The sequence below is a fragment of the Staphylococcus sp. GDY8P126P genome (assembly GCF_017891965.1).
Lineage (GTDB): Bacteria > Bacillota > Bacilli > Staphylococcales > Staphylococcaceae > Staphylococcus > Staphylococcus saprophyticus.
The window spans coordinates 76,091-89,066 of sequence record NZ_JAESKG010000015.1 but is presented as its reverse complement, the minus strand read 5'-3'; the positions used below and the strand labels follow the sequence as shown (position 1 = coordinate 89,066).

Annotated in this window: 14 protein-coding genes; 3 read left to right on the top strand and 11 right to left on the bottom strand. The window is 32.5% G+C overall.

Features of this window, described 5'->3' with window-relative positions; translation table 11 throughout:
* Window positions 1-135 precede the first annotated feature (135 nt).
* From vraR to map, 5 genes are all read right to left on the bottom strand, one after another.
* Complete coding sequence (gene vraR / locus KA893_RS11905) at window positions 136-765, bottom strand: response regulator transcription factor VraR (RefSeq protein WP_002482846.1); 630 nt, start codon at window positions 763-765, stop codon at window positions 136-138.
* On the bottom strand, window positions 755-1,798 hold the full coding sequence (gene vraS / locus KA893_RS11900) for a sensor histidine kinase VraS (protein ID WP_011302781.1): 1,044 nt from the start codon (window positions 1,796-1,798) through the stop codon (window positions 755-757). Before vraS ends, vraR begins: the two co-directional genes overlap by 11 nt.
* Complete coding sequence (vraT, locus tag KA893_RS11895) at window positions 1,795-2,496, bottom strand: cell wall-active antibiotics response protein VraT (RefSeq protein ID WP_011302780.1); 702 nt, start codon at window positions 2,494-2,496, stop codon at window positions 1,795-1,797. Before vraT ends, vraS begins: the two co-directional genes overlap by 4 nt.
* 16 nt (window positions 2,497-2,512) lie before the next feature.
* The gene (locus KA893_RS11890) at window positions 2,513-2,899 is read right to left on the bottom strand and encodes a hypothetical protein (protein WP_041079966.1); all 387 of its coding nucleotides are present in this window, start codon (window positions 2,897-2,899) and stop codon (window positions 2,513-2,515) included.
* A 103-nt stretch (window positions 2,900-3,002) separates the two neighbouring features.
* Window positions 3,003-3,755 carry a type I methionyl aminopeptidase gene (map, locus tag KA893_RS11885; protein ID WP_210125839.1) on the bottom strand — a complete coding sequence of 251 codons (753 nt, stop codon included), beginning with the start codon at window positions 3,753-3,755 and terminating at the stop codon, window positions 3,003-3,005.
* 174 nt (window positions 3,756-3,929) lie between these two features.
* On the opposite strand from map, the gene KA893_RS11880 reads away from it, so the two are divergent.
* Window positions 3,930-4,916 carry an FUSC family protein gene (locus KA893_RS11880; RefSeq protein WP_002482841.1) on the top strand — a complete coding sequence of 329 codons (987 nt, stop codon included), beginning with the start codon at window positions 3,930-3,932 and terminating at the stop codon, window positions 4,914-4,916.
* A gap of 138 nt (window positions 4,917-5,054) precedes the next feature.
* Here KA893_RS11880 and gatD read toward each other — a convergent pair whose 3' ends face one another.
* Together gatD and murT are read right to left on the bottom strand one after the other, a co-directional pair.
* Window positions 5,055-5,774, bottom strand: a complete 720-nt coding sequence (gatD, locus tag KA893_RS11875; protein WP_002482838.1) for a lipid II isoglutaminyl synthase subunit GatD — start codon at window positions 5,772-5,774, stop codon at window positions 5,055-5,057.
* Window positions 5,771-7,090, bottom strand: coding sequence for a lipid II isoglutaminyl synthase subunit MurT (murT, locus tag KA893_RS11870; protein ID WP_041079965.1), 1,320 nt, complete (start codon window positions 7,088-7,090; stop codon window positions 5,771-5,773). The genes gatD and murT overlap by 4 nt, the downstream gene beginning before the upstream one ends.
* Before the next feature lie 166 nt (window positions 7,091-7,256).
* On the opposite strand from murT, the gene ftnA reads away from it, so the two are divergent.
* Both ftnA and KA893_RS11860 read left to right on the top strand, forming a co-directional pair.
* Entirely contained in the window at window positions 7,257-7,760 is a 504-nt protein-coding gene (gene ftnA, locus KA893_RS11865) for an H-type ferritin FtnA (protein WP_002482836.1), read from the top strand.
* A gap of 172 nt (window positions 7,761-7,932) precedes the next feature.
* On the top strand, window positions 7,933-8,487 hold the full coding sequence (locus KA893_RS11860) for a 3'-5' exonuclease (RefSeq protein ID WP_002482835.1): 555 nt from the start codon (window positions 7,933-7,935) through the stop codon (window positions 8,485-8,487).
* Between the two features lie 60 nt (window positions 8,488-8,547).
* Here the strand turns inward: KA893_RS11860 and dinB are convergent, their stop codons facing one another.
* From dinB to KA893_RS11840, 4 genes are all read right to left on the bottom strand, one after another.
* Window positions 8,548-9,618 carry a DNA polymerase IV gene (gene dinB, locus KA893_RS11855; RefSeq protein WP_069821653.1) on the bottom strand — a complete coding sequence of 357 codons (1,071 nt, stop codon included), beginning with the start codon at window positions 9,616-9,618 and terminating at the stop codon, window positions 8,548-8,550.
* A gap of 195 nt (window positions 9,619-9,813) precedes the next feature.
* Window positions 9,814-10,374, bottom strand: coding sequence for a DUF3267 domain-containing protein (locus KA893_RS11850; RefSeq protein ID WP_002482833.1), 561 nt, complete (start codon window positions 10,372-10,374; stop codon window positions 9,814-9,816).
* 224 nt (window positions 10,375-10,598) lie between these two features.
* Window positions 10,599-11,960: a 23S rRNA (uracil(1939)-C(5))-methyltransferase RlmD gene (rlmD, locus tag KA893_RS11845; protein WP_041079962.1), complete on the bottom strand. Its 1,362-nt coding sequence runs from the start codon at window positions 11,958-11,960 to the stop codon at window positions 10,599-10,601.
* A gap of 85 nt (window positions 11,961-12,045) precedes the next feature.
* Window positions 12,046-12,963 (bottom strand): diacylglycerol kinase, encoded by a 918-nt coding sequence (locus tag KA893_RS11840; protein ID WP_002482831.1) that lies wholly within the window; start codon window positions 12,961-12,963, stop codon window positions 12,046-12,048.
* Window positions 12,964-12,976 lie beyond the last annotated feature (13 nt).

The window sequence follows — 12,976 nt, the reverse complement described above, 5'->3', positions numbered from 1 at the left end:
CAAATGAGATGTCATTGTTTGAGGGGGATTTTAATAAATATAAAAACTTTTATTGTTGCATAAAAATTAAAAAGCTAAAACAGCGTGTATGTCTACCATACGCGTTTGTTTTAGCTTGCTAGATTTATATTCCCTTTATTGAATTAAATTGTGCTGGAATGCATATATGACGGCTTGAGTTCTATCTTGAACTTCTAATTTACTTAGGATATTACTTACATGCGTTTTCACTGTTTTAATCGTAATATGTGAAGCGCTGGCAATCTCTTGGTTAGAGTAACCTTTAGCAATCAGTAATAAAATCTCCATTTCACGTTCTGTGAGCATTTCATACAATTCAGCTCGTTGTTTCATCCTATTTCTCATTTTAACTAGGACTTCTGCTTCAAATACTGACTCATTATTGTAAGTCTTACGAATCGCTTCAGCAATATCACTAGCACTTGTTGTTTTCAATATATAGCTATCTACACCGGAATCAAGTGCACGATAGACTTCGTTATCTTCAATATAACTCGTAAGCATGACAACTTTAATATTTGGCAAGTCTTTTTTAACTTGTTCAGTTGCTTCGACACCATCCATATCGTCCATAAGTAAATCCATTAAAATTAGGTCCGGTTTCAGTTCATGTGCTTTTTCGATTGCATCTTTTCCTGACTTACCTTCCCCTACGACATCTATATCAGATTGTGTGGATAAATAACTAGAAATACCTATTCGAACCATTTCATGATCATCAACAAATAATACTTTAATCGGCATTTGAATCCTCCTTATTTAATGGTGCCTTCACTTCAATTCTCGTACCTGCATCAGGCAAAGAAACGATATGAAATGTTGCACCTATTTCTAGTGCACGTTCGCGCATATTTTTTAATCCATAACTTTGTTCTACCTTATCATCTACATTAAACCCTTTACCATTATCTTGTATACGCAATAACAAATATTCTTCCCTATTAAATAATTCAATTGTGACCTTCGTTCCTTTAGAATGTCTTAGCGTATTAGAAATGGCTTCTTGCGTAATACGGAATAAATGGTCCTCGATACCTTTTGGTACTTTGAATTCTTCAATATCATGTACCACTTTCATTGGTACTTTTTTCTGTAAATCAACGACTAAATCTTTAATACCCTCACCTAAAGATTTATCTTTCAAACCAATAGGTCTTAAGTGTAATAGTAGTGCTCTCATTTCTAATTGGGAATCTTGAATCATTTTTTCTAATACTGGTATTTGTTGGTCCAATGGGGCCTTCAATTCTGTCTCTTTAATTGCTGATAACATCATACTTGCTGCGAATAATTGTTGACTAACTGAATCATGTAATTCACGCGCTAAACGTTGACGTTCGTCTTCTATAATTTTCTTAACTTTAACATCATTGATATTATAAGATTCATTCGTCAGGTTCTGTGTTTTCATTCTTAATTTATGTACTTCTTGATTTAACGGCACAAGCGTTTGATATAGTTCGATTGTTTCGTTGTATAATTCAATATTTTGATCATTGATACCCACTGTTTGACCTTCTATTGAACGTTCAATTTGATCTTTTAACCAATGATTTTGCTGATTGATTTTATATGCTAAGACAGAACCTACAATAATACAGAGTAAAATCACCATTAGATTTAAAAAAAGCAGTACAGGTATGCCAAATATTTGAGTATAAAACATACCTTGAAAATACATTATATTAACAAACACTTTATCAATAAAGAATATGGCAAAAAACGTACTATATACTAATATCAACATGGACCCGATCGCTCTAAAGTAGTGATTCATTTATAAATCACCTCAACATCACCTAAAAATGAAGAGACATAAATATTTACAGCATAGTTCTCTGCTTTTGTTTCTTCTACTACCTTAATATTATTATTCTCAACTTTATAAGAGGTTTCGTTTACATAGGCATTCCCGTATAACGTTGTGAAATGTAATATAATATTATAGTTAAGTGGTACCACGATTTGAACTTTTCCAATGATATGTCGAATAACGATTGTATTATTTTCTTTAATGTTTGCTGCTTTAGACATATCAATATGAATATCACCAATGCCATGTTGAATTTGTAAATCTTCCCATTTATAAACATATACAGGTGATCGTTGCTCGCCAAACCATTTTTGTTTTATAAATTCCGGTGAGTCTACTTCTTCTTCTGTTGCAGTAATTTTTAAAGGTTTAAATTTATAAATAATATATCTAACGATGAGTACTATTAAAAATATAAATAATATGATAATCGTATACTTATTAGATAATAAGGTAAATGCTATTAATAACGCACCAATCCAAAAAGCTAATAAACCACGTACTTTATGAAAATAGATATAACCCACATAAACTAAAATACAACCCAATAATAACACAAGTAAAAAGCCAATTTTTTCAAAGAAAATATAATAAAAATTGGCAATAATCATTAATGCTGTAAATACGATAAGCATCTCTGTGGATATATATTTATGAGTCATGTTTCGCCACCTTTCTTTAAGCGACTAAACTGATACGTTCGATTAAATCACATTCAGTTTCAATGTTTGCACGTTCAACTGCCTGATGAGATAAATCGGATTCAATTCTCGCATAGTCTGCTTCCATTTCGTTTAATTCTTTTTTAATTTTTTCTATTTCAGAATGTTCTATTTCTTGAGCACAGTAAATGTAATATTCATCTATCATATCAATATATTTATTTTCTAGCGTTAAAGTTAAGCTGTCTATTAATTTTTCAACATACGCTTTTCTTTCAATTAAATATTTTATGTACATTTCAATGCTTCTCATTTTTTTATCTAAATACTGTCTATATTCTACTAAACTTGTATAAAAAGTGTTTTTAGTCATTTTGTCTAAATAAGTCGTAATATAATTCATAGAATCACCTCATGATTGATTAGATTCCATTATAAAAAATTTCCGGAACCATTGGTATAGGCTCCGGAACCATCTTATATTAGGACTTTAGACCGAAACAAGATTAATCTATTTTAGTAGTTAATAATGGTCCATCTTTTGTCACAATAACCGTATGTTCAATTTGAGCAACAAAACTTTTATCGTTTGTTTCAAATGCCCATTCATTTTTATCTTCTGTTACAAAAGTTGCCTTTGTAGAAATGAATGGTTCAACAGCGATTACTGTGCCTTCTTTTAATAGTGTTTTATCTTTAGGTTCATAATAATTCATAACATGGCTTGGCGCTTCATGTAGAGATTGGCCTACGCCATGACCTGTTAGGTTTTTAATTACTGTAAGGTTATTTTTTCGTGCAGTCGCATGTACTGCTTTACCAATTTGGCTTAATTTAGCACCAGGTTTTACACGTGTCATTGCGGCTTCGAATGCTTCTAATGCCACATCACACACTTTTTGTTTTAATGGATTGTCCGGTTCACCAACAACAAATGAAATCCCTGTGTCTGCATAGTATCCGTTTTTAAGCGCAGACACATCTATATTCACTAAATCACCTTCACGTATTTTACGTTTACCAGGTATACCATGAGCTACTTCTTCGTTTACACTGATACATGTTTGACCTGGAAAGTTCTCATCATGAATTGGCGCTGATATCGCTCCATGCTTTTCAAATAAGTCCTTTGCAATATCGTCTAGTTCTTTTGTTGTAATTCCTGGCTTAGTTGCTGATTGCATTTCATCTCTTACTAGCGCGCAAATATAACCAATATCTTTTAATGCTGTTAATTCTTCTTCTGTTTTTACAATCATATTATCCCGTTCCTTTTTGTAATTTATATTCTTTATTATTATAGCAGACTTTTTTTGATATAATAAATTAGAAAATTTTATCAACTATAGTTTAACATTTCACAGATATTAATAATACGACTACTCACCATTTTGAGCAGTTATTTGACTATACATCACATTAGGAGTTTTTAAATGAATGATAACTGGTATAAAAAAATTATCGGTGCTCGTACAATTAAAACGGGTCTAGCCACATTTCTGACTGCATTATTTTGTTTAGCTTTAAACTTAAATCCGATATTTGCTATATTAACGGCTATTGTGACGATTGAACCTACAGCTAAAGCTTCATTAAAAAAAGGCTATCGTCGTTTGCCAGCAACCATTATTGGGGCATTATTTGCAGTCATATTCACATTTATATTTGGGGACCAATCCCCTTTCGCATATGCATTGAGCGCTACGTTCACAATTATTCTATGTACCAAACTTAATTTACATGTGGGTACTACGGTAGCTACATTAACAGCTATGGCTATGATTCCAGGTATTCATGAAGCCTATTTCTTTAATTTCTTTTCTAGATTATTAACTGCTATCATCGGACTCGTAACAGCTGGATTAGTAAACTTTATTATTTTACCTCCAAAATATTATGATCAAGTTGAATCATCTATTAATTTGACTGAATCAAAAATGTACGAACTCTTTGAATTACGTATGCGTCAATTATTACTTGGTAAATTTACAAAAGGCGCGCCTTATCGTCAATTAAATCAATTAATCGATTTAAATCAAAAAGTGGAAACCTTACTTTCTTATCAAAAAGATGAACTAAGCTATCACAAACACCATGATTCAGAATGGATTCAACTTAAAGCACTAACTACGCGCGCGCATACTAATAGGTTGTTTATTACCCATTTATCTAATTTAGTTTATTTACCGAAAGATACGATAATTACTTTTACAAACGATGAAAAATTGGCGATTTTAAGTATCGCACAAAGTATAAACAATATATATTCGACTGGACACTTCGAGCGTAAGAAACAACATGCCTCTTTACTAAAAATGTCTGTGAAAGGTTTAGATGAGTTTGATAGCAATCAACTTAAAAGTCATGTCATTTATGAAATTCTATTGATTTATCGCATATTAGATCATCGTTTTGCATAAATCTAAATTTATTCTTAAATAAAAAGCACACTCCTATAAGCATACATTGATGTGCACCCCTAAAAGTTAGATTTTTAGTCCAACTTTTGGGGTGCACATCAACATTCATATCGCTTTACGAGTGTGCTTTTTTATAATTTAATTTTTAGCTACGCGATCAACAATAACTTGTTTAGCAGCTTCTTCTTCAGTATTATCTACTTGTTTAGGCTCAAAAGCAATGCCTTTACGTTCACATGCTTTTTCTAATAAATAATCAGTAATTTCATGGTTTTTTGGTAAAATTGGACCATGTAAATATGTACCTAATAGATTTTTATAATGAATACCTTCTTTTGCATCTTCATCATTATTTCCATATCCATGTGTAACGTGACCTAAAGTACCAAACTTATGATATGTACGGCCACCATGATTTTCAAAACCAACTATTGTTCCAAAAGTTTTACTTTCAATCACAATATCGCCTGTAAGACGATTTGTTTGTGACTCAGTATAAAAGTCTAAAATATTTAAACCAGCTAATTCTGTACCATCTGGTGTAATGTATTTACTCCCCAAGAACTGATACCCACCACAAATTGTCAGACCGGGCATGCCTTCTTCAATGGCATCTTTCAATACCGTTTTTATTTTGCTTAATTCTTTCGTAGCCAAGGCTTGTTCTCTATCACTGCCACCACCAATGAAAAATATATCACAGTTATCTAGCGTGATACCTTCTGTTTCATTGATATCAACTACATTTAATTGGATATTCCTCAATTTAGCACGTTGTCTTAACGCAATGATATTACCAATATCACTATATAAATTTAATTTATCAGGCATAAAATGATAAACAGTTAATTCATTCATTTCGCTTTGACCTCCTCAAAAGAGTGGTTTAATTGTTCTAACATAGGTGCGAGCGAAGTATAATTTGGAATTGCTACAGTAAAGCTCTCTTTATATTCCATAGATTTAGCAGTCGCTTTGTAAATATCGCGCTCTAAGATAACAGGTACTGTAACACCAGCCAATTTTAATCTTAATTGAAGTTCTTCTGCTCTAGTTCCTGTAACAATAATTGTCTCTATTTGTTGTCTTGTTAATTTTTCAAAATCTGCATCATATATCCACGATGTATCTCTACCATCTGCAGCATTATCATTTAAACTGATAAGGTAAACCTTACTACCGCTTAATTGTTCACCTACTGAGAGACTTGCGTTCATCCCTGCAGGATTTTTGGCTAAGTTTATCATAGCTTCTTTGCTATCTTGTTTAAAATATTGCATACGGCCGTTGTCTGATGTATACGTTTCAAAACCTTTTCTGATGCCGTCATCATTAATGCCTAACTCTCTTAATACAGAATATGCAGCAATCGCGTTATAAGCATTAAAATCACCAGCTATTTTCATATTAAACGTTTTAGAACCAATATTTAAGTTTATAAACGGTGTCAGTGTAAATGAGGATACTTCATATTGTGTATCCTCACGTTTAAAACCACATTCACAGTGATAATGACCAATTTGGTTATATTGGATATAGTCATAATGGAGTAAACGTCCGCAGTTTGGACAATAACGGCTTTCATTCATTGTACTTTGTTCAAATTTGTGTGCGTGTGCCTTCATGCCATAGTAAACCACCGTGTCACTCGCAATTTTCAACCTACTCACAAATGGATCATCTGCATTCAATAATAATTTAATGCCTTTATTATTAATCGCCTTTGCTATGTTATTAACCATAATATCAATTTCACCAAAACGGTCCATTTGATCTCGGAAGAAATTCGTAACAACCATCATCGTTGGTGTTACTTCGTTAAGCACTCTCGGAATAGAGCCCTCGTCAATTTCAATGACTGCGATTTTTGTATTTTTCTTATTTTGCAAAATAAAAGCAGATGTAATACCTGCAGCCATATTTGCGCCTTCATTATTATGTATGATTTCTATATCATTAGCTTTTAATGTATGACCGATTAGGTTTGAAGTGGTTGTTTTCCCGTTCGTACCACTTATAAAAACAATCTCATCAACTTGAGATGCTAACTTTCTTAATATATTTTTATCTACTCTTCTAGCTACTTGACCGGGCAAGTCTGTGCCTTTTTTGCCAACAGCTTTACTTGCTTGCCTTGCCAATTTTGCTAAGCGGGTTGCAGTCCAGTATCTCATTTAGCTCCTCCTCTACTCTTCACTCAAATATTATAACACGATTATGTTGTATTCCAAACAATTCTCAACCCAATTTACATGAGTCTTTTTCAAATAAAGTAGCGTATAATTTACTACTAAGTCTAGTTTTGCTATACTGAAAAAAAGTATAGGAGGCTTATTAATTATGTTAAACAAAGAACTATTAGATGCTTTAAATGAACAAATGAATCATGAATTTTATGCTGCTCACGCTTATATGGCTATGGCTGCCTTTTGTGACGACAATTCTTACGAAGGTTTTGCAAATTTTTATATTCAACAAGCTAAAGAAGAAAGATTCCATGGTAAAAAAATATATGACTATATTAACGACCGTGGAGAGCATGCTTTATTTACAGCAATTCCTGCACCAAAAACAGAGTTCAGCAGCATCTTAGAAACGTTTGAAGATGGTTTGGCTCAAGAACAAGACGTTACACGTAGATTCTATAATTTATCAGATTTAGCTAACAAAGATAAAGATTATGCTACGATTTCATTCTTAAATTGGTTCTTAGACGAGCAAGTTGAAGAAGAAGCTATGTTTGAAACGCATATCGATTACTTAAATCGTATTGGTGATGATAGTAATACACTTTATCTTTATGAAAAAGAGTTAGCTGCACGTTCATTTGATGAATCAGAATAATTAATAGGTAATACTCATGAATTTATATATCAAAAAAGTCTGGGACATCAATAAATGTCCCAGACTTTTTTGAATTAGGCAGTAAATGTTAGTTCAATCTCATTAACTTGACTGTCTTTCATTTATTCTATAAAGTCATAACATATTCAATTATAGAAAGGGAACTTGCTCCATGAGTAACGATGCATTTATAGCTTTAGATTTTGAAACTGCCAACGGTAAACGTACAAGTATTTGTGCTGTTGGTATGGTTAAAGTAGTCAACCACCAGATAACAGAATCTTTCTATACACTTGTTAACCCTAATGACTATTTCTCACAACAAAATATCGCAGTCCACGGCATACATCCTGAACAAGTTGAAGATGCGCCTACATTTCAAACAGTATATCCCTATATGTTGCAATTTATCGGGGATTTACCCGTCGTTGCGCATAATGCAGCATTCGATATGAACGTTCTACATGAAAGTATTAGTGCATTTGGTTTTGATACCCCTAATATGACTTACTTTTGCTCTTTACAACTTTCAAGAAGAACAGTAGAAAATCATCGCTATGGTCTAAATTACATGATGCAATATTATAATTTAGATTTTCATGGACATCATGATGCGCTCAATGATGCTAAAGCATGTGCTATGATTACGTTCCGTCTCTTAAAACATTATGATGATTTACCTAGTATGTTAAATATCTACGGCAAGGATTTAAAAGATAAAGATTAATTCTATTTCCTTGATATGTCTGTAAAATAACTTAGCTACTATAAATCAATTTCTATCTTATTAAATATAATCGTATATTGTCATATTTTCATATGTCGCTTTTTCAAGATTACCAACAGTCACCCCTACAAGACGAATAGGCGTTTCAGGATTTTTTAATTCTGTATATAAATCATAAGCAATATTGTATATGTCAGTTTCTGAGCGAACCGGGTATCTAAGACTACGTTGTTTCGACAAAGATTCAAACTTAAATGTTTTAATTTTTACCGTTATTGTTTTTCCAGATTTTTGTAATTTAGCTAGACGTTCTGCTGTTTTATTACTTAATTCCCAAATTTTTTGTAAAATTTCTTCATCATCATTCATATCTGTGGCAAATGTTCGTTCTGTACCAACAGATTTCCTGATTCTAGTAGGCTTTACTGGATTATGATCTATCCCCCTCGCTTTATTGTACAAGCCATGTCCACGCTTACCAAATAGTCTAATAAGGTCCCGTTCACTTTGATTATATAAATCCTGTCCTGTATAAATCGCTTCTTGATGCATTTTTTGTTTTGAAGCTTTACCAACACCAGGAAAATCTCCAATGTCTAAGCCCATTAAAATATCATGAACATTTCTATAGTCAATAACTGTTAAACCGTTGGGCTTGTTCATACCACTTGCTAATTTAGCTAAAAATTTATTATATGATACACCTGCTGACGAAGTAAGCATTGTAGCTTCATAAATATCTCTCCTGATATATTGAGCGATTCGAGAGGCTGGTAAATCAGGTCTGACAAGATGTGTGATATCCAAATATGCTTCATCCAAAGACAAAGGTTCAACAACCTCTGTATAACTTTTAAATATATTCATAATCTTTTCCGATGCAGTTTTATAAGCTTCGAATCTTGGCGTCACATAGTACCCGTTAGGACATAATTTATGCGCTTGTGCAGTGGGCATCGCAGAATGTACACCATATTGTCTTGCCTCATATGATGCCGTTGATACGACCCCTCTTCCACTAGCTTTACCACCAACAATGACAGGTTTTCCTTTTAGTTTAGGGTTATCCCTCATTTCTACTTGTGCGAAAAAGTAGTCCATATCCACATGTATAATCCGTCTTTCTGACAATGCCCTCACCTCCTGTATTCGATATAATTTATAATTGTGTTGTTTTTATCTTACATCCTCCATCATCATTTTTCTTTGAATTTGCTCAATAAAAAAAGGAACAGTACACGTTTAAGTGAATCAGTTTGAATTTAATATTCAAATGATCATTTACTCAAACGGAGCTGATCCTTTATCAAAGTTACATTTATCATATTATGATTTCAATTCAGTTCGAAATTCTTGAGCAGGGGCATGCGCTTGTGTATAAAATTTAATCCCTTCTTCTGTATCTTCAATAAGTTGTACATGTTTATTTAATAAACCTGTAAGGAAATACATATCCATTACGCAATATCCTATGTGAAAACATGCAATAAAGATAATAGATGAGTAAGCAAAATACGAAAATATTACTAATAATACGCTTGTGATAATGACTAAAGGGGCTAACATAATTGTCATGTATTGCCATTTTTTAAAATAAACATTTGGCATATGTGTTGTAATCAAACCTGATTTAATACGATATGTAGGTTTATTACCTTTTGACATTACTCTGAACATTATATTATGAATAAATTCATGCAAGAAATACACTGCTGCAAAACCAACAATACCAAAAATAATATTAAAAATTATGTTTTGTTCTATAATATGGGTCATAGAATATGCCATTTTATAAGAAATCAAAATGCTAATCATCACAATAGTTAATTGAAATAAAATAAAACCTTCAACTGCTTTCTTATTAGAAAACAAATCAATTTTAAACATTAGACGCCCTCCTCGTCACTCGTTATTAACTAGAGTATACAACGATTATCACCACTATGAAAGGGGTTAAAGTGAAAGTAAGTTGCTTGTAATTGAATTTTAACAAACTTACTCATTTTGCAATATTTTGCAATGTTTAGCAAACAAATTATTAATTATTTTTACACAAGTCATATATATAAAACGTATTTAATTATAAGTAATACAGTCTTTGCATCAATGCTTTATATACGTTCAAATTGTGCCACTGTTTCAACATGCGTAGTATGTGGAAACATATCAACCGGTGTAATTTGTGTTAACTTATATTGGTTTGCTAATAATTGTGCATCACGCTGTTGCGTTGATGGGTTACATGATATGTAGACAATTTTTTGAGGATTTAGCTCTAATAATGTCTTCAAAAATGTTTCGTCACAACCCTTTCTAGGTGGATCAACCATTACAACATCTGGTCTTATTCCTTCTGATTTCCATTTTAAGATAACTTCTTCTGCCTTACCACAGACAAAAGTAGTATTTTCAAATTGGTTTATAGTCGCATTTTGTTGAGCATCTGTAATGGCTTCTGGCACAACCTCAACACCATAGACATGTTTTGCTTTGGGAGCCATATATAAACCAATGGTACCAATACCGCAATAAGTATCCAACACTGTTTCTTCTCCCTGTAGTTCAGCATAATCTATAGCACGTTGATATAGTTTTTCTGTTTGGATAGAATTAATTTGATAAAATGATTGGTCATTAATTTTAAATGTCACATCTGACAACGTATCGACAATCTCATCTTTACCATAAAGTGTATATGAATTTTGTCCCATTATAACGTTGGAATGTGTATCATTTACATTTTGTTTAATACTCACTATTGCTGGAAAATGTTGTTTTAAACGTTCTGTTAGGATGTCACCTTGTTTAAATTTTTTGCCATTTGTTACAAAAATGACCATGAGTTCTCTAGAATGATGCCCTGTTCTTATTACAACATGACGCATCATGCCTTGCTTTTTACGCTCATTATAAACACTGATGTTTAGTTCATTGAACCACGCTTTTAATTTATTTATAACTTCTTGGTGTAGTTGGTCTTGAATCAAACATTCATCCATATCAATAATATCGTGGCTACGTTGACGATAAAATCCTGTTATAACTTTATTCTCATTGTTTTTACCCACTGGAATTTGTGATTTATTTCTGTAGTACCAAGGATTTTCCATACCAATCGTGTCATGAATGATTGTATCTTTAAATCCAGCTTTACGTTGAAATAAATTCACAACTTGTTCTTTTTTCATATTTAACTGCGCTTGATATGTCATGTGCTGCAACTGACAACCACCACATTTATAATAATATATACACGGTGGTTCTACTCGATCAGTACTTTTTTCTTTAATTTCAACCAGCTTACCAATTGCGAAGTTCTTTTTCACTTTGATTACTTTAAACGCTATCACTTCATTAATGAGTGCATTGGGCACAAAAATTGGATAACGATCAAATTTCACAACACCATGACCTTCATGTGTTAAATCTATCACTGTTCCTTCAATTATTTCATTTTTTTGTATCGCATTCATTACTTCACCCCACATTAAAAGAGGTTAGGATGTATGTTGACTGACCTAACCTCGTAGTTTAATCTAAATTGTATTTTTATTTGTATCATTGTTCTATAATTTCTTCATTTTTAATATCATTTGGTGTGAATACTTCAATATGTTGTTTCAAGTTTAAAAAATTACCAGGTAATTTGCCTCCATATTCACCATCTACATTTAATTGCATATCGGTGAATGATGAAACGCTAATAGATTTGGCCTTCTTGTAATGTACTTTAGGATGCTTGGTATGTTCACCTCTTGATGCTAACGTCATAATGTGGCCTAATTCAGCTAAGTTAGCTTTTTCAACGATAATTAATGTAAAATAACCATCGTCCAATTTAGCATCGGGGACTAATTTTTCAAACCCAGCCATTGAATTCGTAAGCCCTAGTAAGAATAACAAGGCTTCTCCTTGGAATACTTCGTCATCATATTCAATACGAATATCCACGGCTTTCATTTGAGGTAACATTTCAAAACCTTTGATATAATACGCGAATGGTCCTACAATGGATTTCAACTTACTCGGAGTTTCGTATGATACTTGAGTTAGTTGTCCACCTGCAGCTAAGTTAATAAAATAACGACTATTCATCTTACCAATATCCACACGTGTCATATGTCCCTCAATAATGACATCTATCGCACTCATGATATCTGTGGGTAAATGTAATGCACGACCAAAATCATTCACAGTGCCCATCGGTATAATACCTAAACTTGGTCTATTTGGCTTTTCAGCAATGCCATTTATGACTTCATTTAAAGTACCATCTCCACCAGCTGCAATCAGTACATCGTAATTTTGTTCTAAACTACGTGCTGCTTCTGTAGTTGCGTCGCCTACTTTTTCTGTGGCATATGCACTTGTTTCAAATCCAGCTTTTTCTAATTTAATTAAAACATCTGGTAATGTGCGTTTAAATAATTCCTTTCCAGATGTTGGATTATAAATGATTCTAGCTCTTTTTCTCATAATTTATCCCTCT